Annotated in this window: 14 protein-coding genes; 4 read left to right on the forward strand and 10 right to left on the reverse strand. The window is 44.4% G+C overall.

Annotated features, from left to right (window positions below; genetic code table 11):
- Positions 1-220: 220 nt before the first annotated feature.
- Positions 221-2149: a BamA/TamA family outer membrane protein gene (locus QUB63_RS10685; protein WP_332945021.1), complete on the reverse strand. Its 1929-nt coding sequence runs from the start codon at positions 2147-2149 to the stop codon at positions 221-223.
- A gap of 167 nt (positions 2150-2316) precedes the next feature.
- Positions 2317-2517: a hypothetical protein gene (locus tag QUB63_RS10690; RefSeq protein WP_332945023.1), complete on the reverse strand. Its 201-nt coding sequence runs from the start codon at positions 2515-2517 to the stop codon at positions 2317-2319.
- 162 nt (positions 2518-2679) lie between these two features.
- Here QUB63_RS10690 and QUB63_RS10695 point away from each other — a divergent pair, with 162 nt between their 5' ends.
- Entirely contained in the window at positions 2680-3510 is an 831-nt protein-coding gene (locus tag QUB63_RS10695) for an alpha/beta fold hydrolase (RefSeq protein ID WP_332945024.1), read from the forward strand.
- Positions 3511-3702: 192 nt separating this feature from the next.
- Positions 3703-5121: an ATP-binding protein gene (locus QUB63_RS10700; RefSeq protein ID WP_332945026.1), complete on the forward strand. Its 1419-nt coding sequence runs from the start codon at positions 3703-3705 to the stop codon at positions 5119-5121.
- Between the two features lie 275 nt (positions 5122-5396).
- Here the strand turns inward: QUB63_RS10700 and QUB63_RS10705 are convergent, their stop codons facing one another.
- The 6 genes from QUB63_RS10705 to QUB63_RS10730 all read right to left on the reverse strand — a co-directional run bounded on the left by QUB63_RS10705 (position 5397) and on the right by QUB63_RS10730 (position 17009).
- Positions 5397-5750, reverse strand: a complete 354-nt coding sequence (locus QUB63_RS10705; RefSeq protein WP_332945028.1) for a slr1659 superfamily regulator — start codon at positions 5748-5750, stop codon at positions 5397-5399.
- Between the two features lie 368 nt (positions 5751-6118).
- Positions 6119-8302 (reverse strand): SpoIIE family protein phosphatase, encoded by a 2184-nt coding sequence (locus QUB63_RS10710; RefSeq protein WP_332945029.1) that lies wholly within the window; start codon positions 8300-8302, stop codon positions 6119-6121.
- Positions 8303-8919: 617 nt separating this feature from the next.
- The gene (locus QUB63_RS10715; protein ID WP_332945030.1) at positions 8920-9273 is read right to left on the reverse strand and encodes a slr1659 superfamily regulator; all 354 of its coding nucleotides are present in this window, start codon (positions 9271-9273) and stop codon (positions 8920-8922) included.
- A 228-nt stretch (positions 9274-9501) separates the two neighbouring features.
- Complete coding sequence (locus tag QUB63_RS10720) at positions 9502-10113, reverse strand: DUF6272 family protein (protein ID WP_332945031.1); 612 nt, start codon at positions 10111-10113, stop codon at positions 9502-9504.
- Between the two features lie 31 nt (positions 10114-10144).
- Positions 10145-11380: an adenylate/guanylate cyclase domain-containing protein gene (locus QUB63_RS10725; protein ID WP_332945032.1), complete on the reverse strand. Its 1236-nt coding sequence runs from the start codon at positions 11378-11380 to the stop codon at positions 10145-10147.
- Positions 11381-11537: 157 nt separating this feature from the next.
- The gene (locus tag QUB63_RS10730) at positions 11538-17009 is read right to left on the reverse strand and encodes a SpoIIE family protein phosphatase (RefSeq protein WP_332945033.1); all 5472 of its coding nucleotides are present in this window, start codon (positions 17007-17009) and stop codon (positions 11538-11540) included.
- A 736-nt stretch (positions 17010-17745) separates the two neighbouring features.
- On the opposite strand from QUB63_RS10730, the gene QUB63_RS10735 reads away from it, so the two are divergent.
- Both QUB63_RS10735 and QUB63_RS10740 read left to right on the forward strand, forming a co-directional pair.
- Positions 17746-18108 (forward strand): VOC family protein, encoded by a 363-nt coding sequence (locus QUB63_RS10735; protein WP_332945034.1) that lies wholly within the window; start codon positions 17746-17748, stop codon positions 18106-18108.
- Between the two features lie 173 nt (positions 18109-18281).
- A complete protein-coding gene (locus QUB63_RS10740; protein ID WP_332945036.1) occupies positions 18282-19562 on the forward strand; it encodes a recombinase family protein in 1281 nt (426 codons plus the stop codon).
- Positions 19563-19962: 400 nt separating this feature from the next.
- On the opposite strand, the gene QUB63_RS10745 is transcribed toward QUB63_RS10740, so the two are convergent.
- The gene (locus tag QUB63_RS10745; RefSeq protein ID WP_332945038.1) at positions 19963-21114 is read right to left on the reverse strand and encodes an adenylate/guanylate cyclase domain-containing protein; all 1152 of its coding nucleotides are present in this window, start codon (positions 21112-21114) and stop codon (positions 19963-19965) included.
- 32 nt (positions 21115-21146) lie between these two features.
- Positions 21147-24092, reverse strand: a complete 2946-nt coding sequence (locus QUB63_RS10750) for an ATP-binding protein (protein WP_442921777.1) — start codon at positions 24090-24092, stop codon at positions 21147-21149.
- Between the last annotated feature and the right edge of the window lie 81 nt (positions 24093-24173).

The following is a 24173-nucleotide window of genomic DNA, read 5'->3' on the forward strand; positions in this document are numbered from 1 at the left end:
CCGCAGCAGGTTTGTAGTGCGCCCGAAAGTCCGCAGCTTTTTGCTTTTTGCGGACTCGCATTCCGCACTACGAACTAATTTTATTGTGGTTAATCGATCGCACGCGATATCACAAACATATAGCAATTTTCCATGGCCGACAATACAGGACACAACAATGTTTTGTCCCTACCCAGTAAGGTGCGCATTGCACACCCTACGACTCATGACATTACGGACTTTAAAATCGCTGCTTTGTACCGAGTACAAATTTGATGTCGCCGCCGTCGCTGACACCTAAATCTAAGCGAATTAATCCCAAGGACGATCGCACCCTGACACCCAAACCAACACCCGCCCCAGTCCCCGGTTTATCCCTGACTACCGCCGGTTTTCCCAACACGCTGTCACCCGTACCCAAATCCGACGCAAAATCAGCAAATATCACGCCCCCGACATCCCTGCCGACAGGAAACCGATACTCCCCGGAAGCCAAGAAATAACTCCGCGCGCTACCGATATCCCCACCGTCGTAGCCCCGCACAGAATTGCGGCCGCCGAGTCGAAACGCTTCCGTTGGCGGCAAATCCCCGATTACCGTCCCCGCTTGCAGGTTAAAAGCCAGCATTTCTGGCAAGGCTTCGGACTCGCTGATGCCGAGCCAAGTTAAGGGTACATATTGTATATAATTTGCTAACAGGCGGTTGCTCACAATGTTGCCTCGCCCGAGAGGTATCGACTGCTCGGTGCTGAGGCTGAGAATCGAGCCGCTGGTGGGGTTGAAGGGATTGTCCCGCCGATCGCGCACCGCGCCAAAAGAAACAGTGTATAAGTCGTCAACGCCAGAACCGCTGAATGTGAGAGGATTGCCGAGTTCGTCGCGGCGGGCAATATTCAAGTTGCGATCGCGCGTGCTGATATTTGTATAATTGAGTCCCAAAGTTCCGCGCCAATCGCCCAAAGGTCGCGTAAATGCGAGATTTCCGCCCATCCGAATTTCCCGAACTCGATCGCCGTTGGGCAAATTGATATCCTTGTTGAAAATTTCCGAGATTCTGCGATCGCCAAAAGCTCTCACACTGTATCCCAAACGGTTTTGGGCGGCAACGTAAGGGCTGACAAACTGGACATCGTACTGGATACCTCGGAGGCTGGGCTGAAGTTCCACCGCCAACCGCTGCGGGTTGGTGCCGAAAGTGCGATCGGTATACGAAAGAGGAACAGCAACGCCAACATCATCGCTAATGCTAGCACTCACGCCAAACGATCGAGCCGATCGCTCTTGAACGTTGTAAATTACATTAATATCCGTGCCCGCTTCTTCAGTAGAAACCGTCACCTTGTCAAACAATCCCAACTGCTGCAACTGCTGCAAATCCGATCGCACAACTTGCTGGCTGTAATTATCCCCCGCCTTGAGTTTGAGTTCGCCTCGGATAAAATCTTCCGAAATTCTGCCCTGAATCGGATTCCCTTTTTTATCAACAGCTTCGCCTCTGGAATTAACAAAACGAATTTTCACCTCCCCAACGTAAACGCCCTCAGGATTTCTCCCTTGACTGATTGGTAGAGTACCGCCTAGCTGTCGGGCGTTGCGGTTGACAGATTCCGGGATTTCGGCAATGGTTGCGATCGTCCCCCCAGTTGCGAACACAGATGTAAAATCTTTATGGCGATCGGACTTGAGTGAGGGCGATTCCCTACCCGATAGCTGCGCCGCGCCTACTTCCACCGCAACTGCGAGCTCATCGGATGCTGGCAAATCCCGCACAGTTGGACTCACCCGATCCGATTGGTGACAATTTAAGACTGGAACCGATAACAAATGTCGCTGGTCGTCCAGTCTAGATCCCCCTAAATCCCCCTTAATAAGGGGGACTTTGAGAATATCTCTTGTCCCCCCCTGATTAAGGGGGACTTTGAGAATATCTCTTGTCCCCCCCTGATTAAGGGGGGTTAGGGGGGATCGAGACTCGGCTACAAACAAGAGAGACGGTGGGTTTGACGTTAAGTTATCACCAATTACCTCATCCTCCTCCCTCTGCGCCTCTGCGGTTCCCTCTCTAAACTCCGCCTCAGTCGGTACGACAGTCTGATCGATCGCCCGCGCCGCCAATTCACCACCAGCCACCGCCGCCAAAGTCAAAAATGCAATAATCGGAATTCGCATAAACATAAAACTCAAGCATACTCAACGCATATTACCGAAAACCGGGTCTCCTGCCTATTGCCCGAAAAGAAACCCGGTATTTTTGAAGATACCGGGTTTCTGCGATGCCGAAAGTTGCGAAAAGATCGATCGCGTGCGATCGTAAATTGGGGAAACCGAAAATTTATTTAAAGAGATTGTCGGGAAACACGCTTCTCAAAATGAGCCTGAGTCTGCTGCAACAGTTGTTCGCGACTGTCCTTAGCAGTGGTAATAGTAGGGAGCAAATTGCGAGCTTGTAAAGTCATGTGAAGCTGTAGGTGTGCTACGTACTCACTGACATCTTCGCGCAGCGAGCAAGCCGGGTAAGGTTTTAAAGTAGAGTTCAAAGTGTTCTCCTGCTTTGATTTGGCAGTTATTTCTAATAATATTAGAGATTATCACGGTCTACTTCTAATTGTGTACTCCTTAATGAAGTTTAACCTTTGGACTGCTGTTTTGTTACAATTGTTTACATATAAGATTTTTTACGCATCAGGAGTCGATCGCCCATGCAGTCTCAAGCAGTAGTAGCACACAAGCACACATTAAATACATTTGTCAATAGCAGCAACCAAACAGCAGCCTACCTCGACATCGGGCGCGGCCGACCTTTATTGCTGCTGCACGGTTTCTTCGGAGAAAAGACTTGCTGGCTCCCATTAATTGAATTATTGCAATCTCAATTTCGGTGCATCAGTTTAGATATGTTGGGTTTTGGAGAATCCAGCAAACCACAAATCCAGTACGACGTAGCTGTAGAAGTTGCCTTTGTGCGACAAGTTGTAGAGCAACTAAACATCGAACCCTGCTGCATCATCGGACATTCTTTTGGCGGTTGGGTAGCCTCTGCATATGCCCTAAAATATCCTAATTCTGTCAGCAGTTTAGTGTTAGCAGCACCTGCGGGAATCCGGGACGACAGTTTTTGCGGTCAGTACGATGCTTTGCGACCCTTGCTGTGGCAAACGCCCGCCGTCGATTGGGCCTTGCAGTTGGCAAAACCTTTTGCTAGTTTAGCCGGAAAAAGTGAGAAATTGCAGGAAATTTCCGGGTGGCGGCGCGAGTTAATGTCTCAACCAGTAGCAAGGTCATTTTTAATGAGCCGGATGCGGCCGGAAGACGCAGTTGATACAGTAGAAAAAGAAATTCACAAATTGCAAATTCCTACCTTAGTCATCGCAGCTATGGGCGACGAAACAATTCCTCTATGGCACTGTGAAACCTACGCCAACGAGATACCGGGGGCTGAGTTAGCAATTATTCCCAATGCCGCTCACGGGTTGCCGCAAACTCAACCTCAAATAATGGCAAAGTTGATTGGTAAATTTTTGGATAATTAAGAAAAACTGTGCAACCAGCAGAATTCCCTAAAATGTGATAAGCAACCAATAGAAACTAATTGTGTTTTAGTATACTACTTCAAGAGGAAAGACAGAATATATTGCTTACTGTCTTGTAGAATTTTTTTTATGGCGATCCAATCTTGTGTCAGCACGAGCCACAGACATTTACTTGATTCGAGGTTATTACGAATGGCGGCACTGAGCAACTATTTTAATCTGGAAGAAATTACGACAGCAAGAAAAGTTAGTGCTGCGGTAATTAATATCAGCGGCCGCCAGCGAATGCTTTCCCAGCGTGCGGCATTTTTTTGCATGAGGTTAGTTGGCTCTGTGAATGCCGCAGAAAGAGCAAAAATGCGGGGGAATTTGTTAGAGGCGATCGCTCTTATGGAAAAATCCCACCGCGATTTAATTCATACTGACAGCAGCATCAACTTATTAAGTCCCCCTTCACCCGCTGTCAAAGCAATGTATTTTGAGGCGCCGCTGTATCTAGACAAACAAGTGCGCGAATATATCGATCGCATAAAAGCATTAGTGCAAGTTCCCGATCCCGAACTAAGCCTAGAAAATCCCCATCTGCGGTACATTGTCCAAGCTGCGGACGGCGAATTGCTAGCAGCTTTCGATGCTGTGGTGAGTCAGTACCAGCAAGAAAGCGAAATCGAACAATTTGAAATCGACCTCAAACAGGTTGAACTGTATCAAGAAAGCTGTGCTGCTACCTCGAAAGCCGAAGCTCAAGCGGCCCAGATCGATCGCGCACTTCGCGAGCTCAAACAAACTCAAGCTCAACTCCTCCACAGCGAAAAAATGTCTTCGCTGGGAGCCCTAATGGCCAGTATCGTCCACGAAATTAATAACCCAGTTAGTTTTATTTACGGCAACTTGAGCCATGCCGAAATTTATACTAAAGATTTGCTGCACCTGCTGCGTCTGTATCAAGAACACTGTCCCAATCCCTGTGCCGAAATCAAAGCTCAAATCGAAGAGATAGATCTCGATTTTCTAGTTGAAGACTTGCCAAAAGTTATGTCTTCCATGCAAATTGGTTCCGATCGCATTCGCGAAATTGTCAAATCTATGGGCAGCTTTTCGCGAACAGATAACAGTAAGATGACCCTGTGCGATTTGCACGACAGCATAGACAGCACCCTGTTAATTTTGCGCAACCGTCTCAATTCTAAAATAGACCGTCGAGACATTCAAATAGTTAAAAATTATGGAAAACTGCCTGCTGTAGAGTGTTATGCCGGACAGCTAAATCAAGTATTTATGAATCTAATTAGCAACGCGATCGATGCTTTGGACGAGGCAGCCAAAAATCAGCCCAAAGCTGCGCTAAAAATATCGATATCCACAGAACTAGCAGGGTTCGATCGCGTGAGAGTGCGGATTGCTGACACGGGATCGGGAATGACAGCAGAGGTAAAAAAACGGATGTTCGAGCAGTTTTTCACCACCAAGGAAATTGGTAAAGGTACGGGTTTAGGATTGTCTATTGTCTACAAAATCTTAGTCGAAAATCACCGAGGAACGCTCAGGTGCGAGTCTGAACCGTCCAAGGGAACCGAGTTTATCATTGAACTGCCAGTGCAGCAAACTTAAACAGTTGATAAATTGTGGCCAGGGCATCCGGCTTGTATAAATAATTGTGGCACGGGCGTCCCACCGGTGCAAATAATTGTGGCACCGGCGTCCCGCCTGTATAAATAATTGTGCTTAAAAATTACCAGAAAGAATTGGTTGAAAGCCCCAAGCCTTCTAGGGAGAAATTAAAAGAAGACTATTCATTACTCCAATCCTCTTCCTTCTAGGTAGAGGTCGCCCTCCGAAGTCAACTGTCCTTTCGTCAACTGTCCTTTCGTCAACTGAAACATCCTCTACTCCAATTCTAGCTTCAAAGTTGGCAACAGCTTTTCTAAATTCTTGAGAGATTTCTGTTGCCAAGGAACATCATTTGAACCCAATACCAAAAGTTGAATCGTTTTCTTTTTCCGAACACTAATGACAAACTTAGACAGCATACTGATACCAGAACTGTTAACAAATTCCAATTTTTTTAGGTTCAAGGTAATAGCAGGCGGTTCGTTCTGGGCGACCTCATCTAACAAATCAACTATTGGTGCATATTCTGATGGCCCGCCCAGGCTGAGTTCGCCTTGAAAACAGACTGTCACCGATTGGGGATCGTACTGAATGCTGTAGTCTTGACCTTTAATTTCTTGAATACCCATTGTTTTTGGTTTCCTGACTGAACTATGGCGATCGCCTATCGGAGTAAATATTGAAATGGTTTAAACTAGACCGTAATTTGAACCACAGTCGTAACAAAGATCCTATCAGGACTGTCTCGCCTTGGCTCGAATTTCCAACCTATCTTAGCTGAACAGCCATTAATCATCGTCAGCAATCCCAATCCCGAGGTTTCGCTTTCAGATTCAGCATTCTTTTCAAGATGCAAATTTAGAAATTAGGCGCGCGGCGTTATCAAAGAAGAGAAATGGAAGTCGGAAAAAGCAATCGAGAGTATTAGTAGCAATTAAGAACATCCTAACCGTCTTGGCTGTTGCCGCAGACAAACCGGGTTTCTTTTAGTTAAGGCTTAATTCTGAGAGATGTCGCCCTGTTTCTTCAATACTACCAAAGTAATATCATCAAATACTTTTTGCGCTCCAATAAATTCTCGCAGGTCATTAATTGCCGCTTGCTTGATTTCTTCGGCGCTTTTGTGCCAGTTAATAGAAATTACTTCACAAAGGCTTTCGATTCCGTAGAATTGTTTGCTGGTGTTTCTGGCTTCCGTGATGCCGTCAGTGTAAAGCACCACCCCGTCCCCCGGCTCTAACTTTACTAAAACATGGCTGATGAAATCAGCAATTTCTTCATCTAAGCCGATGGGAAATCCTAAATCTATTGTATCAATTCGTTCAATTTGACCGTCTTTTCTGACCACGAGAGTTTCCTCGTGCTGGCCGCTAATGCTAATTCTGCCGTCTGCGTAGTTGAGGAGAGCCAGCGTCAGGTTTTTGTCGGAATTCATGCGCTGAATATTTTTGTACAGGGTGCGGTTGAGAGTATCTAAAAAGCGCACCGGATCGGATTCTTGCATTTCCTGAAGAGTGCGCACGGCAGTTTGAGCCATCACCATCAAAATGCCGCTTTCTAGTCCGTGTCCGGTGACATCGCCGATCGCAATCGTTACAACCCCAAGAGTGCAAAGTACATCGTAGTAATCGCCGCCAACTTCATCGGCTGGTTCCATAAATCCGGCAATATCCAAATCTTCAATTGCTGCGAGTTCAGCAGGTTTGGGCAGAATCAACTGCTGCATTTGTCTGAGCATACCGAGTTCCGAACTCATGCGCCGGTTTTCCGCTTTCAGCCGCTGGTTGAGAGCAGCAATTTCTTGATTGGCTGTGGCGAGTTCCGAGGTGCGTTCTTTAACTTTATCTTCGAGAGTTTCAAAGGATTCTTTGAGTTGTAGCGCCATGCTGTTGAAGGAATGAGCTAAGGTTTCAACTTCAAAAATTCTGCTAGAATCAACGTTCTGCTTGAGAGCGCCACCTGCGAGATTTTGAGAAGCTTTAGCAATTTGCAAAATCCGGCGAGCAATCCTGTTAGCGGTGAGAAATCCAACTCCAACCGAGGCAATTAGAGCCGCAATACAAAGCAAGATGGTGTTGCGAGTGTTAGCATAAATTTGCGCCATAAAGTCGGCTTCGGGAACCACAACTACAATCAGCCAGTTGAGACCGTACTTGTCAGTGAGCGGAGAAACTTGGAGAAATTGCCGCTGACCGTTGAGCTGAAAATTGAGTTGAGCAGTTTCTTGAATGTCTTGCAAACGGTGGAAGCGATCGAGCAAATAAACCACACTTTGGCGCATCAGCAGGTTGCTATTTTCTTGTGTTTTGAGCCGCTTTCTGTTTTCGCCTTCTCCCAGCGACAGAGGCTGATTTTTTACCGAACTGGCGATTAACTCGCCGTTGGGCTCAATGATAAATACTTGACCGGAATTACCCACGCTTAAGGTTTGCAGGAAACCGCGAATTTGATCCAGCCCCATCTGGCAAGTCAGCACGCCAATCAGTTTGCCTGCGGCATCATAATAGGGTTGACTGGCATTAATTTGCAGCGTACCGTAGCCAAAATTAATGTAAACGTCGCTCCAAGCTGCTTGTTTTTTCTGGACAACCACTGTGTAAAAGGGGCGGTTGCGAACGTCATAATTAGGTTGAGACCTCTCAATTTTGGTCGGGTTTCCATCACCGTCAACGTCGTAGTAGAGCAAGTCGCCACCCCCGGGACTCAGTTGCTGGGCAAGCTGAGGTTGCTCGGCTCCCGCCAGTCGGTTCACCCAACCAATTCGCAGGTACTGACCTTTTTCGTTGGCAATTCCCGCGTAACCGATCGAATTAAAGCGCAGAACTTGTTTCCAGAGATAGGGTCGAGAGCGCTCCAAATCCTCGAAGTCCAACACCCTGAGGGGTAAAGAATCTTGATTGATTTGATTGACTAGCAGCGGAGCTTCCAGGTAGTTTTGGACGCGCTCGTAAACTCTCGCACTGACGGAGCGCTGCAACTGACTGGCTAGATCGTTGACTGTTTTCTCTCCGTTTCTGTAAGAGAGATAGCCAACCCAGCCAACAGCAGCGACAATTTGCAACACAAACGGAACCACCAGGACGCCGCGGAGACCGACTTTGCCCCTCCTGTGGACGATCGCGCGTTTTTGAGAAACCATTGTTAAAATCACTCCCCAGGGCTGTTGGCGTTGTCTCAGCATTCTGTACAAAAGACACTCCAGCTTGAGACTGGAAAATAGGCGATCGCGACTCACGAATCCGCTCGATCGCGCGATCGTTTCCCAGTCTCAAGCTGCTGAAATTATATCAAATCCGCCACAAAATCCCCGCTTTCGGCCCAGCGGTTCAAACACTCGCTACACGCACACAAAACCCGCGATTGCCGGTTAATTTAGCAAAGTATTTTGCTACAGTAATCGCTCCGATCGAGCATCTTTTGACTTGTTCTCAGACAATACGCGATTGTTAACGTTTTTTGTCATTGTTCGCGCTGTGCAAGGGCGAAGCAATCTCATACCTATTATGAAAAATATTGCTACTACCGAAATTAGAGGTTCTCATCTGTAGGGAAACGGCACGGTGGAGTGTCCGGCGGGGAGTTATAGCAATCGCCACAGCGGTGAGGACATAAATAACCTCATGAATAGAGCCTATAGCCCATAGCATAAACCGTTTGATTTCCGTACTGTGCAACCCAACGATCGGCTGTTCTGTCAACTGTCAAGCGGTCAACTGCTATATGCTATAGACAGATAATTTCAAGACAATTAATAACTGTAGCAATATTTTTTTAAACGGGTATAATTTGCGTAACAGCTTACTCCAATTCTAGCTGCAAAGTTGGCAACAGCTTTTCTAAATTTTTGAGAGATTTCTGTTGCCAAGGAACATCATTTGAACCCAATACCAAAAGTTGAATCGTTTTCTTTTTCCGCACACTAATGACAAACTTAGACAGCATATTAATACCAGAACTGTTAACAAATTCCAATTTTTTTAGGTTCAAAGTAATAGTAGGCGGTTCGTTCTGGGCGACCTCATCTAATAATTGAACTATTGGCGCATAATCTGGCGCTCCATCTAAGCTGAGTTCGCCTTGGAAACAGACTGTAACCGATTGTGGATCGTATTGAATACTGTAATCTTGAGCTTGAATTTCCTGAATATCCATTGTTTTGTGGTTTCCTGAGTGAATTATTGCGATCGCACAACAGAGTCAGTCGATTAAAGAATTGAAGAATTTTAGATTTTAGATTGACTCGCCTTGATAAATCTGGGAGATTCAACAAAAGCGTTGCCCGCTCGCTTGTCGAAGAATCTAAAATTTTGGGATCGCCACGACTCCTGGCGGGGGCTTATATTCGTTTTTGGGTGGGAGTAAATATTGAAACAGTTAAAACTAAACGCTAATTTGAACGATCGTCGTAATAGCCAGCAGGTGGGGACTATCAGGCATCGTCTCAAATTTCCAACCGATTCTAGCTGAATAGTCATTAATCATCGTCAGCAATCCCAGTCCCGATGTTTCGCTTTCAGATTCAGCATTCTTTTCAAGCTGCTGTAAATACAGCTCATCCGAGTCAGAATCCAACAGTTCTGTAATGAATTCCTGCAATTTTTTAGCCGCTGGTTCCTGCACGCAGTTAGTGGCAAAAATCACCGCGATCACATCAGATTCTCCTAGAAAGTGTATCCCAAACTTTACCTTATGATTGCTATCATCATCAGTAAACTTTATAGCATTTTCTAACAGTTCATTGGCAATGTAGCTCACGGCTCCCTTGCTTTGTTTAATCCGTTTTTCGCTGCTAGCATCCTGCTCGTCCACCGGGAGAAAACTGGACAAATAATCCGCGACAAAATGAGCAGATACCCTATTGTTGCGCCAGCGCTGCTTGATGGGGCGAGAACTGGGCGTAAATGTAAGTTCTAACGAGTCATGTTCCGGTGGAAATTGATCGATGAATTCTCCAAAGATTTGTGTCACAGTTTGTAAGCTTCCAGATATCATTATTTTTCGACCTCCAATTCATGTTTTGATTTCACTTCTGGGTAAATTTCCACACGCCATTCCAGTTAGCGGGAATACTATTTTCTAACAGTGATTGGATGCGTTTTAGGTAAATTTGGCTGGGTTTGTCAGCGGGATTTAGCGCCACTATCTGTTCAAAACAAACTTGGGCATTAGCAAAATTTCCCTGACAATATTGTTCGAGACCCTCCTCAAAAATAGGCAAAGTTTGAATTTTGAGCGATCGCACAGGTTCTACTTCAACATCTAACACCTCACAAACAGTAATGGCTTCTTGTCGGCCTTTGACAATTGCCCGATCCAAAAATCGAATATGATACTTTTCGCGTTGACTCAAACGTTGTACCACATCTCCTGAAATTAATAAAGATACCCCATAATACTTAGTTAAACTTTCCAGGCGAGCCGTGAGATTGACATGATCGGACAGCGCATCGGCTTGCATCCGATTCGCGTCTCCAATAATCCCAACCATCGTATCACCGACATGGATACCAATGCCAATATTCAGCGGTATCTCCCCATTTATTGTACGGCTTTGATTGAATTTTTGCAACTGTTCAAACTTCACAATTCCCGCCTGAATAGCATCATCAACGCCGTCGGGAAAAACTGCCATCAGTCCATCTCCCATATACTTGACAATAAAACCGTTGTGCTTGCGAATTTCGGGACTAATTTGCTGTAAATAGGTATTGATGAAGTTAAAGTTTTCTTGAGGAGTCATTTGCTCCGCCATTGTTGTGAACGAACGCAAATCGGAAAACATGATAGCCATCTCTTTCCTCACGTGATCTCCAAGCTGGAAATCAACAATGCTCTGCTTTCCCAGAAATTGGAGATATTCATCGGGAACAAAACGTCCGTAAGCCTGCAAAAGTTTCTCTAATTCCTGTTCCCGCGCTTTCACCGTTTGCACCATATGCGAGAATACCTGTGCCAATTCTCCCAGTGCATCACTCCGCGCCGCCACCTCTGACAATATCTGGGGTTCAAAGCTGTTGTTTTTCACAGCAATAGCTGCATCTATCACCTTTTTCACCTGCTGGATGTAAGTCTGCATCTCTCGATTTTTATGACGGATCTGGTTTTCCAGATCCGTGGAGTGTTCCGTGATAATTTCTACTAAGGTTTCATAGCTATTTTTTTCGTCTTCGACTTCCTCAAGTTTTTGCATCAAATCCTGTAGCTGGGCATTGAGTTCTTCTGGAGATTTAAATTGTGCTAAATTTATTTTGGGTTTCATAATTTATACTCCCGAATCTGGGAACGCAAAATTGTTTCACTCGCTCGCTGTACATTACTAGAACTTACACGGGCGGCAGCTCAAAATCCGGTTTCTGCTTCGAGGAGCCGCCACTAAATCCAAGAGCGATGTTAGAAACCGGGTTGATGACCGTCAATCATAAATTATGCACAATATTTCCCTGTTGCTTCAATACTAGCAAAGTAATGTCATCAAATACCTTTTGCGCTCCAATAAATTTTCGCAAATCATCGATTGCAGCTTGCTTGATTTGTTCGGCGCTCAAATGCCAGTTTTGAGAAATCACTGCATAGAGTCTTTCGAGACCGTAGAATTTTCTGTGGATATTTCTAGCTTCGGGGATGCCGTCAGTGTAAAGCACCACGCCATCCCCCGGCTCTAAGTCTACTAAAACATGGCCTATCCAATCTGAAATATCCTCATCTAAGCCGATGGGAAATCCTAAATCCATCATATCAATGCGTTCAATTTGACCGCCTTTTCTGACTACGAGAGTTTCTTCGTGTTGACCGCTAATACTAACTTTAGAGTCGGCGTAATTGAGGAGAGCTAGCGTCAGGGTTTTGTCGGAGTTCATCCGCTGGATATTTTTATAAATAGTGCGGTTGAGGGTATCTAAAAAGCGCAAGGGGTCAAGTTCTTGAACTTCCTTTAGAGTGCGAACAGCCGTTTGAGTCATCACCATCAAAATGCCGCTTTCCAGTCCGTGTCCGGTAACATCGCCAATGCAGAGAGTAACCACACCGTCATTAAAAAGTACGTCGTAGTAATCGCCACCAACTTCATCGGCTGGTTCCATAAATCCAGCAATATCTAACTCTGTAATTGCTGCTAATTCCGCAGGTTTGGGCAGAATTAACTGCTGCATTTGTTTGAGGATATCGAGTTCGGCACTCATGCGAAGATTTTCGGTTTTGAGGCGCTGGTTGAGGGCAGAAATTGCCTGATTAGCTTGAGCTAGTTCGGCAGTACGTTCTTCTACTTTATCTTCTAGAGTTTGATAGAGCAGAGCATTTTCGATGGAGATAGCAGCTTGGGAAGATAGGATTTTTAAGACTTCCAATCTGTCAGCAGTAAATGCACCTGTGGCGAGACTGTTTTCTAAGTAAAGAATGCCGATCGCCTGACCTTGGTTAACAATGGGAGTACACAATACGGATTTAGGTTGGTGCTGAATAATGTAGGGATCTGCTGCAAAGATATTTTCTGTGGCAATATCGTTAATTACCAAGGTTTCTCTGGTACGCCAGACGTAGTTAATGGCTGTGATGGGGAGATGTTGGCTTTGAGAAAGTGCAATATTTGGCAAATAGCAGTGTTCGTCTAAACATTTAGCAACAATCAATAATTCACCATCCCTTTCTAAGATGAGAGAGCCTTTTGATGCGCCTGCATTTTCGATCAAGATTCGGATCAAAGTTGATAGCAATTCCTCGACGTTGATTTCTCCTGATATGGCTTGAGAAGCTTTGATTACTGTTTCTAAATCGAGAAAATTGGCAAGACCTTTGTTTGTGGAAGTGATGCCGAGCGCCATTGTTTCAGCAATTGTCTCTCCTGTATAAAAACTGTTTTGTTGTTGGAGAATTGGGGCGAGTAATTGGGAATATTTTTGTTCGAGATCGTGGATTTTTGCCTGAGCTCCCCAGCGAGCATAAGCGTAGTAAGCGTCGGTTAGATAGACGCGGGCAATTTTATCTTTACCTAATTCCAGGTAGAATTTAGCTGCAAGTTCGCTGAAAAGTGCTTCTTCTTGGAGGTATTGGTTTAATGAGGCTGTCGCAATGGCGCGATCGTACAAATCTCCTGCTTCGAGCCTGTCTCCCAATACTCGTGCTATTTCTGCTGCTACTAAGTCATACTTGTGTTGATAATTCATCGGTGCGTGGAATGCCCAGGTTTGCATTTTTTCCTGATTGGCTCTGACTTGGTTCAAGTATTGCGATCGCGCGAGATCCTCAGCATCGGGATACAGCGCCAGCAGGGCTAGGGAATGGTAAAAGTTGTGCTGGGGCACCATCATCAGCGAAGCGACACCAGCGACATATTGCTCTGCTAGCTGGGCATTTTCCACGGCACTTTCGATCTCGCCAAACAAATAATTGACAACCAATTTAGCAAAATAAACTCCAAAGATGGAAGAGACATTATTTGCGGCTAGCAAAACAGGCAGCAGTTCATCTTCATTAAAACTCTCGCCAACTAACCGATATTTATCCTCGGCTAATCCTTGCAAATTTAATGTAAGCTGTCGCCATATTTTGGTATAATACGTCTGATATTCTTGTTTGGAATTAACCATTAATTTAAGATACTGAGCGTATTTTTGGTCTACAGATGTTAAATCTTCACCGCTAAAGAAGCTGTAGATGCAAAGATACATAGCAGAATAGCAAGCATACTCGATATCGCCACTTTCCAAACCGCTTTGGACTGCTGACAGCAAAGACGGTAGGGTCGATCGACTATGTTCTTTCCAATGTCTCACGCCAGCATTGTAGACCATCAAAACTTTAGATTCAAATTCTTGGGTTGGGAATTTATCTAAAACTTCCAAAGATAGTTGACCGTATTGATAGCCTAATTCAATTTCTCCCATTACTTCACACATCAAGCTGCAACAAGCATAGGCATAACTAGCCGGTGCAGAGTTTCCGTATTTGCTGCAAATATGTGCCATTGTAAAGACAACGGCTGGGTAAAGTTCTGGACTAGCTAGATAAGCGGCAGAAGCGATCGCACATAAAATCCTCAAAGCAGCAATTTTATAGGCATCATTAATTTCTGGCCCCTTAGCTAAGGCGGATATCTCCACCACCGCCGGCAGTTCTGTTTCCAAAGTAACACCCAGCATTCCCAGAACTTGCAATCCACTATCTACTGCCGATTTCATCTGATTTTGGGCAATATAAGACTGAATTTGCGCTTCGTAAACTCGGAATTGATCGAGGAGATTTTGCGATCGGGATAGAACTATTTGGGCCAGTTGGTGCGACAAATCGAAATTGGTATTCAAATATTCGGCTTCAACCGCTTCTACATACAGATCGATAGTCAAGTCGTATAAATTCGTCCAGCTATCATCTGGTAGCAGATTTCGGCCCCTAGTTAAGTAATCAACAGCAGCAGCATAAGCTGTAGAAGTTTTAGCTTTGCGCCCAGCAATTAAATTTAAGGAAGCTAGTTGATGTCTTTCCGCGCGATCGACAATTAATTGCACTCCAATATTCAAGTGATTGACAATATCAAATATCTGCTCTTCTTTTTCATGTTCAGGGGTATTGCTCAACAGCAACCTACCAATTTTCAGGTGAGTTAACTGCTTGGCATCGTCTGGAATCAAAGAATAGGCGGCTTGTTGAACGCGATCGTGCAAAAATTTGTAACTTGGCAATTGACAATCGGTAACAGCTAATTGTGCAGACTCCCCATCATCTGCAAAAAATTTGTAAACTTCACTTTGCGGTAAAATTAGACCTTCTTGCAATGCTTTCCACAAGGAGGCTGCGGTGTCTATTTGAGAATTTTCGCAGACAACCGCTAAAGTTTCTAAATCAAATTGGCTGCCAATACAAGCCGCTAATTTTAAAACATCTTGAGTAGCGATCGGCAATTTCTGCAATTGATTCGCCATAAATTCGACGACATCATCGCTGACTGCCAATTCTCTGATTTTAGTAATATCGCACTGCCAACCACCCCTTTCTCCCCCTGACAGCGGGGTAAAATCGAAATAGATTAACTTATCTTCGTGTAGTTTCTTGAGGAATTGATTGCTAAAAAAAGGATTACCCTTAGTTTTTTGAAAAATTAATTCTGTCAAGGAAAGAGAGCGGTCGATCGCACAACTTAAAGCATCAGCAACCAGACGATTCAAGTCAAATTTTGAAAGGGGCGCGAGAGTAATTTGATTGATTGTAGAAACCGAGCGATCGATACCGCAGTTTTGTAGAGAAGATGAACCCGCACCTTGATTGCGAATCTCTGATAAAGTCAGCATTAATGGATGAACGTTGGAAACTTCATTATCTCGATAGGCGCCAATTAGCAGCAAATGTTGACCTTGTGATTCGCCGAGCAACAATTGCATTAATTTCAGAGATGCTGAATCGGCCCATTGCAAATCATCTAAGAAGATGACTAAGGGGTGATTTTTGGTAGCAAAGACACGAATGAACTTTTGAAATAACAGATTGAAGCGATTTTGTGCAGGACCAGGTTCTAATTCAGAGACAGCAGGTTGCTTGCCAATCAGCAGTTCTAATTCTGGGATAACCTCAATCATTACTTGAGCCTTATCGCCTAAAGCGGAGAAAATTTTGGCTTGCCACTGCTGAACTTGAGCAACACTTTCTGTTAGTAATTGCCTCAGGAAACTTTGCAGAGCTTGCACCCATGCCCCCAAGGGAATATCGCGCCTGAATTGATCGAATTTCCCTTTGATAAAGTATCCCCGCTGCTGAACGATCGGCTTGTGAACTTCGTTAACCACAGCGGTTTTGCCAATCCCCGAAAAGCCCGCTACTAGCATGATTTCGGTAGTAGCTGTACGGGGGATTCGATCGGGATCTAGGCTGCTAGGAGAGGATACCTCGAAATCGGCGGCTGGGGAATTTTCCTGGGGACAGGCGATGCGCCCGAAGGCTGCTAATAAGGTCGAAACTTCGGTTTCTCTGCCGTAAAGTTTTTCGGGAATGACAAAGCGTTCGGAAATGTCTGTGCTGCCTAATTCAAACAGTGGAATAGTCCCACGATCTGAGTATTCTTTTAAGCATTGTTCTAAATCGTGTTTGAGGCCAAGAGCTGTTTGATAGCGTGCTTCCGCTGTTTTTGCCATCAGTTTTAGCACTATGTCATTCAATACTTGGGGGATGGCTGGATTTAGGGCGTTCGGGTGAATTGGCTGGCGAGCAATGTGACAGTGAACCAATTCCATCGGCTCCTTAGATGGGAATGGCAATTGTCCTGTCAACAGTTCGTAAAAAGTTACTCCTAGCGAGTAAAAATCGGTGCGGTAGTCAATCCCGCGATTCATTCTTCCAGTTTGTTCGGGAGACATATAAGCTAATGTGCCTTCCAAAGCATTGGGGTTTTTAATTTCTTGATTTTCTCTATGCAACTGCGATGAAATACTAAAGTCTATGAGTTTAATTTCTTGAGTTTTAGGGTTAATAATAATATTCTGGGGTTTGATATCCTTGTGAATAATTCCGCTGTGATATATGTCTGCTAATGTCGAGCAAATTTGAATAGCCACCTGCAAAAAATCGGCTAGGCAATTGGTAAATTTTCCCTGAACTCCAAAAGCATCATTGGTGATGTATTCAGCCAGAGAAATGCCGCCAAAGTCTTCCATCACTAAAGCAAAACCGTTACGGTATGCTTCCAGACTTAAGTGTTTGACAATACCGGAACTTTCAATGTTTTTGGCAATGGTGTACTGATTGCGAAACTGCACCAGTTCGCTGAAAGTCGGATACTCAGACTTGAGCAATTTGATGACGACTGGTTGATTGTCAGATTCAGAATAACCTCGATAAACCAAGGTTCTGGCGCCGGAGTAAAGTTGTTCGACCGTCCGGTAGCCGGGAATTGATATTTGGAGCATAGTTGCTAAATCCTAGTCAGCTTTTGGTTTAAGAGTCCTGGACGCACTGCCACCAAAAAAACCTGGTTTTTTACCTGATCTGCTGGCTACAACCTCTGTCTTGTCGTAAAAAAAACCGGTTTCTGGCTACCTGCGCGTCCAAAACTGTTTAAGCAATATCAAACAAGTTTGTGTTCATTAGTTATTAGTTTACTACTGCTCACAAGGTTTCGGGAAGATTTGACAAAAAATAATGATATGTCGATCGCTAACCGATCGCGACATCACATCAATTTTGTTAAAAACCTCTTCAAGCTTGAAGAGCGCGAGCGAGATCCTGTTCAAGTCACATCTGGGATATTCAGGTTCCTGCGTGTTAAATTCCGTACAAATTTATTTAAACTATTAATGCAGTAGTAAGCTAAATTTAGTAATTACTCTGTAAAGTCTTCGACAAGATATAACAGGATGCTGCCCCTTTTTCCCAAACTGCAAATAAAATTAATATTTAGGCTTAACCGCTCGTAGCTTTTGCACCTTTAGATGTAAGCTGCTACCCCAGACTGATTTTCTGTTACGTTGGAGGGGGAGAAGGTGAGAAGGGGAGAGAGGGAGAGGATTTGAGGATTTTAGCTCAGTTCAATAAATATAAAATTTAAATGCAGTACAGCTTACAAACAGCAACCAGTTATGTTATCATAAAATCTGCGTCTATCCGCGTTCATCTGCGGTTAAAATAAAAAAGATATTAAAATAAATGCAAATTACTCACGCCCTCCACGCCGCCGTAGTTATCTCCAATCTAGAAAAATCAGAACACTTTTACAGCGGAGCTTTAGGACTGCAAAAAGTAGACAGAAAATTAAAATTTCCCGGAATTTGGTATCAAATAGGCAGTTTTCAAGTTCACCTAATTCTAGCGGATAGGATTGTACCCGATACCACCGATTCGGAAAAATGGGGACGCAACCGACATCTAGCGTTTTCTGTGGCCAACTTAGAGGCAGCCAAAGAGCAATTAATTGCCCACAACTGCCCGGTACAAATGAGCGCGTCAGGTCGATCGGCATTATTTACCCGAGACCCCGACGGGAATATCATCGAACTCAGCGAACAATAGATAAGAGTTGGCGGTTGAAACTGCGTATCGAGTCAAACTTTCGTCCTAGCAGAGGGGGACTAAGAAATAAAGCCGGATTGAGTAAGTTAGGTTCTTCAGTAGTTACTAAAAACCTTGCTTTTATTGCTTCTTCCTTCTTCCTTCTTCCGACTTCCATCGGACTTCTTCTATAAATGAAAATCATCGCCTACTCTTACACCGAACCGCTGCTAGAACCGGCGCGGGCACCCGAAATTTGGGGCCAAGAGGTCGATCGCACATATCAAGACTTAGGAGGGCGCCAGCAACTCCAGCAACTCCTAAAAGACTGCCAAACAGAACCAGTCAAATACCTGCTAATTCAGCGCTTTGAAGAACTCGGCGACACAGTACAGCAAGTGTGCGCCCACCTAGAACAACTAGAAAACCTCGGCATCCAACTAATTGTCACAGACGAAAAACAAACAGAAAACAGAGCAAACTTGCTCAAAATCCTCGCCGAACTCCAGCGCAGCCAACACAGCCGCAGCATTCGCAAAGGACACGCCCGCAACCGCATCAAATCCCTTCCCCCACCCGGAAAAGCCCCCTACGGCTACCGGCGCGGCAAAGACAAATATGCGATCGATAAAACCGCTTCCCCCGCCGTCAAAGACTTTTTTGAACACTTTCTCATCTACGGTTCCCTGCGCGGTTCCGTGCGCCATTTAGCCAAGAAATACAACAAAAAAATCTCCGTCAGCACAGGCCGCCGCTGGCTGACAAATCCCGCCTACCGAGGCGATTTGGAATATCAAAACGGCCAAGTAATTTCTAACACCCACGTCCCGATTATTTCCAGAGAAGAAGCCGCCCAAGTAGACAGATTGCTGCGGCGCAACAGTCGCCTTTCTCCCCGCAGCGCGAGCGCCCCCCGTTCCCTCGCAGGTTTAGCAATTTGCGCCGAGTGCCAATCGCCCATGACAGTTGCCAAAGTCACAGCCTACCGCAAAGACAAAGAATACCTTTATTTGCGACCGATTAACTGTCTGTCACAGCCTAAATGCAGCAGCATTTCCTACGAAGAAGTATTGCAATTAACCATAGCAGGAATTTGTCATAATTTGCCCGATGCAGTCGCCCGGTTGCAAATGCCGGACATGAATGAAATTAAAGCAGGAATTGCCGGGGCGATCGGCTCCAAAAAACAAATCCTAGAGCAACTTCCTGCCTTGATTGAAAGTGGCATCTTAGACACAGAAACGGCTGATTTGAGAGCTTACAAAATCCGCACCGAAATTGCCGAACTGCAAAGCAAATTAGCGAAAATGCCCCCCGTAAATTTGCGAGAAACTGCTCGAACTGTTTCTCTTCCCCAATTTTGGCTGGATTTGTCCGAATCGGAACGCAGGTTTTATTTTCGAGAATTTATCGATCGCATTGAAATAGTACGAGAAAATACAAATTGGAAACTGCAAATTATTTTCATTTTTTAACAGTGGACAATTGAGAATTGACAATTGTCCATGAGCGGGTTGAACAGCGATTTACCGTTGGGCTCTTTCGGGTTTATGAGATTGTGAATTTTCGGCAATTATTGGCAGGTTTACCCGCCCCTACAGGAATTATGGTCAATTGACCAGACACCATATCAACTATTAACTGTCAACTGTCAACTGTTAACTGTTAACTGTCAACTGTCAACTGTCAACTGTCAACTGTCAACTGTCAACTGTCAACTGCCAAACGATTTTAGATTTTGGATTTTGGATTGGGGATTGGGGATTGAAGATTTTTGATTGTCAACCTGTTTGCTGTCAACTGTCAACTGTCAACTGTCAACTGTCAACTGTCAACCTGTTTGCTGTCAACCTGTTTGCTGTCAACTGTCAACTGTCAACTGTCAACTGTCAACTGTTTTTTAGCCTTGAGCCAATAGGCGATCATATCTCCTTTACCTTTAACCGCGATCGCACCCTGTTCCTCAAATAAATACCGATCTTTTAACTGTTCGTAAATAGCAGCAGTAACTTGAATATATCCCGGTAATCCCTGTGATTCCATCCGAGAAGCAACATTAACAGTATCTCCCCACAAGTCATAGATGAATTTTTTAGTGCCAATTACCCCAGCAACTACTGCGCCTGTATTAATGCCAATCCGAATTTGAAAGGGTTCCCCTGTGTCGGTTTTAAAATCAGCGATCGCATCCTGCATATCCAACGCCATATTTGCCATCGCTTCTACATGATCTGCCCTCGGCACAGGCAGCCCCCCCGCTACCATATAAGCATCTCCAATTGTTTTAATTTTTTCCAAACCGTGTTTTTCAGTTAGTTCGTCAAACTTGGAAAAAATCTTATTTAGAAAATTTACCAATTCTAGTGGTGAAATTCTGGCAGCAAGAGACGTAAAATCGACAATATCAGCAAAGAGGACTGTTGCTGACTCAAACCTCTCAGCACTAGAACTCTCGCCTGTTTTCAAATTTTCAATAATCGCTGCTGGTAAAATATTTAGCAATAAATTATCCGACTTTTGTTGAGCAAGCCGTAAAGCTAGCTCAACCCCCTGCCGCTCTTTAATTTCGTTTTGCAAACGTTCCACAAGTTCTTCTAGTTGCTTAGTTTGCTCTTGAAGTAGCTTTTGCTGACTTTGAATTGTTAACTGATTTGCCACTCGTGCCAATACTTCTTTATCTTGAAAAGGTTTAGTAATATAGTCAACTGCTCCCACATCAAAGGCTTTCACCTTATCTACAACGTCATCTAAGGCGCTTAAAAAAATCACAGGAATCGAACTGGTTTTTGGTGAAGCTTTCAACTGTGCACACACCTCATATCCATTCATCTCTGGCATCATCACGTCCAACAGAATTAGAGTCGGCGGAAACTCCTGCACTGTAGCGATCGCCCTAGGCCCGTTCAGCGCTTTACGAACCTGATACCCTTGTGTACTTAAGATTGTAGATAAAAGCCGGACGTTATCTGGCTTATCATCAACTATCAGAATGTTGGCGGGAATTGTAGGAGATTGATTGCTGTTCATGTGAGCGCGGTATTTTTTTAAGAGAAAAGATATTAAGACTGACGTGCCGTAACTGCCGATTTCGCTAGCTCTATAATATCGTCAAATAGGAAATTCTGCGCTAAAGTAGTTAAATTTTGTGAAGCCGAAGCAAATTCTGTAGGCATTTCCTCAATCAACTGGAAAATTTTATCGTCGCAACATTCATAAGCAGCATTATATATCTTCTCCACCCACTCAAGAGGCATTTGACCGAGTTGTGATTCTACAGATTGATTTCTGGCTACTGGGCTAAATTTGCTTTCATTTTCTTGTTTTGTCTCAACAGGTTCCTCGTAAATATAGCGGACTCCTAAAAGCTTTTCCATTTTGGCAAATAATATCTTTGCCTCGAACGGTTTACGAATGAAATCATCGCAGCCTGCTGCTAAAATGGTTTGGCGTTCCGCTTCAAAAGCGCTAGCAGTAAGCGCAACGATTACAGTTTGTTTTCCGAGAGGATGAGCTTTAATTTTTCTAGTGGCTTCATAGCCATTCATAACAGGCATCTGCATATCCATCCAAATCAGGTGCGGTTGCCAATCCTCCCATACAGCAATAGCTTCTTGACCATTTCTAGCTTCTCGCACGACGATGCCTAGCGGTGACAATAATCGCTCTATGACTAGACAGTTATCAGCGCGATCGTCAACCACTAAAATCCGGTATTCTGATTGATTCGGTTCTAAACCAATTACTTTTTTCTGTGGTTGAAGCATTTTAACATCGCTAGGAAGGGCAAGCCTGAGTTCAATATCAAATGCAAACTTACTTCCCAAACCCGGTATACTGAGCGCAGTAATATCTCCTCCCATCATTTGTACAAATTTGCGACTAATTGGTAAACCTAATCCAGTCCCCTCTTGAGATTTACGACCTGTTTTTGTTTGCTCGAAGGGTTCAAATAACTTATTCATCTCTTCTGTGGCAATGCCAAGACCGGTATCTTCAACTTCAAACTGAAGGGGAATGGAAGAAGAAGAGGTATTGTCTTCTGCCTTCATTGTCACTCGCAAGGTAACGCTACCCCTCTCTGTAAATTTAATCGCATTTCCTAAAATATTGATCAAAATTTGGCGCAATTTACCTTCATCTCCATTAACAAAGTGCGGTATGCCATCAGCCACTTCAAAAATTAGCTGCAATTTTTTAGATTCAGCTTTCAAGCGGAACATCTCTTTCAAGGTTTCTAGCAAGCGGATTAAATTGAAACTGCTTTCATTAAGCTGACTTCTGCCTGCTTCTATTTTAGACATTTCCAAAATGTCATTAATTAGGGACAGCAAATGTTCCCCAGCGCGATTAATAATTTCTAGGTGTTGCTGGTGTTGATTGTTGAGAGATGAATCGCGCACCATCACCTGACTAAATCCCAGAATTGCATTCAAGGGAGTACGCAATTCGTGACTCATAGAAGAAAGGAATTCACTTTTGGCGAGGTTAGCAGCATCAGCCACCACGACAGCTTTTTGCAGCGCTGCTTCTGCCAACTTGCGCTCAGCAATTTCTGTTTTCGCTTGTTCAAATAGCGTGCATTGCTGGATGGCGATCGCAAGCTGCACGGAAATTTGCTTGAGAGATTCTATCTCAGAAGAGTTCCAATGTCTTTGACTGCGGCAGTGATGAGCAATTAGTAAGCCCCATAAAATTTCCCCTTGCAAAATAGGAACAACAAGGTTAGCTTTAATGTGAAACTGGCTGAGTAAATTAATGTGGCACTCTGAAATACCAGCCGTGTAAATATTGTCGATCGCGCGAATGTGTCCCTCCTCATAAACAGAAACGTAGCCTTCCCTAAAACAATTGTCATTGATGTCAATTCCCAAAATCGGCATCACACCTCTTGCTACTGATTCGACAGCTATAAATCCGCTCCAATCGGGATTGAAACGGTAAATAACTGTCCTATCAGTTGACAAAAACTGGCGCACTTCTTCCACAGCCCTTGTCAGAACTTCTTCTAGGTTAAGAGAAGAGCGAATTCGCTCTTGAATGGCATCTACAAGCCGCTCCCTTTTTAGTTGCTGCTGCAAAGCTGCTTCTGCCTGTTTGCGAGCCGTAATATCTACTCCATAACCAACACACTCCACAGGTATGCCACCAGCATCTTTGACCAACTTAACCTCATCGTAAATCCAGCGATAACTACCGTCTTTGTGCCGTTCGCGGTATTCGTAGGAAATCGATTCTTTTTCCAATAGGCGATCGAATGCAGTATCTACAATTTCTCGATCTTCGGGGTGAATGAGGCTATGCCAATCCAAGGAACCCTCAAAAAATTCTCGCGCTTCGTAGCCAATCAGTGAAACAATGTTCTCGCTGACAAATGTTACGTCATAATTTCCACCTAATTTGCAGCTAAAAATAACCGCCGGACTCACCGCCAGCAAATGTTGCAAGCGTTCGGTAACGGAGCGCAATTCTTTCTCAGCTTGCTTGCGTGCAGATTCAGCAGCAATTCTTTCCCTAATTTGCGCTTCTAAGTGAGCGTTGGTTTCTGTCAACTCAACTGTGCGCTCTTGCACTTTAAGTTCTAAGTCATCATAAGCGCCGCGCAGAGCTAATTCTGCATCTTCACGGACGGCGATTTCCCGCTGCAACTTGATATTAATTGCTTCTAATTCTTGGGGAGTTCTTAATGATAAAAACTGGGGTAGTAGCGTGATCATCGATCCGGCAGTGTAGCAGGAAACAAGGGCAGTAATTCCTTTTTCAATTCCTGACAGCCAATAAGCGGAATGCCACAGCGTCCAAATGTCTAATAAGTGACCCGTACCGCAAAGAATAATAAATGCACCAAATAAAGCAAATATTCCTAAAAAAGGAACGTCGCGCCGCTTAAAAACAAAATAAATCAGCATCGCCGGAATTGAATAGTAAGCGATCGCGATTAAAAAGTCGCCGGTGATGTGCAGCCACACCAAAGGCGTTTGCCACAGATAGCAGTGACCGTGCGGCATATACTGAGTTGGAGAAAAGATATTTTGGATTATTTGCCACATAATGTTTGCTTGCCGATCGTATTGAGTGGAACGCTCTTC

The organism is Microcoleus sp. ARI1-B5, from assembly GCF_036705795.1.
In the GTDB taxonomy this organism is placed as follows: Bacteria; Cyanobacteriota; Cyanobacteriia; order Cyanobacteriales; family Microcoleaceae; genus Microcoleus.

Bases quoted from the DNA above. Each gene is read 5' to 3' on its own strand.
- QUB63_RS10720 (WP_332945031.1), bottom strand. From the start codon at position 10,113: ATGATATCTGGAAGCTTACAAACTGTGACACAAATCTTTGGAGAATTC.
- QUB63_RS10705 (WP_332945028.1), bottom strand. From the start codon at position 5,750: ATGGGTATTCAAGAAATTAAAGGTCAAGACTACAGCATTCAGTACGAT.
- QUB63_RS10725 (WP_332945032.1), bottom strand. From the start codon at position 11,380: ATGAAACCCAAAATAAATTTAGCACAATTTAAATCTCCAGAAGAACTC.
- QUB63_RS10730 (WP_332945033.1), bottom strand. From the start codon at position 17,009: ATGCTCCAAATATCAATTCCCGGCTACCGGACGGTCGAACAACTTTAC.
- QUB63_RS10710 (WP_332945029.1), bottom strand. From the start codon at position 8,302: ATGCTGAGACAACGCCAACAGCCCTGGGGAGTGATTTTAACAATGGTT.
- QUB63_RS10700 (WP_332945026.1), top strand. From the start codon at position 3,703: ATGGCGGCACTGAGCAACTATTTTAATCTGGAAGAAATTACGACAGCA.
- QUB63_RS10750 (WP_442921777.1), bottom strand. From the start codon at position 24,092: ATGCCGCACGGTCACTGCTATCTGTGGCAAACGCCTTTGGTGTGGCTG.
- QUB63_RS10745 (WP_332945038.1), bottom strand. From the start codon at position 21,114: ATGAACAGCAATCAATCTCCTACAATTCCCGCCAACATTCTGATAGTT.
- QUB63_RS10740 (WP_332945036.1), top strand. From the start codon at position 18,282: ATGAAAATCATCGCCTACTCTTACACCGAACCGCTGCTAGAACCGGCG.
- QUB63_RS10715 (WP_332945030.1), bottom strand. From the start codon at position 9,273: ATGGATATTCAGGAAATTCAAGCTCAAGATTACAGTATTCAATACGAT.
- QUB63_RS10695 (WP_332945024.1), top strand. From the start codon at position 2,680: ATGCAGTCTCAAGCAGTAGTAGCACACAAGCACACATTAAATACATTT.
- QUB63_RS10735 (WP_332945034.1), top strand. From the start codon at position 17,746: ATGCAAATTACTCACGCCCTCCACGCCGCCGTAGTTATCTCCAATCTA.
- QUB63_RS10685 (WP_332945021.1), bottom strand. From the start codon at position 2,149: ATGCGAATTCCGATTATTGCATTTTTGACTTTGGCGGCGGTGGCTGGT.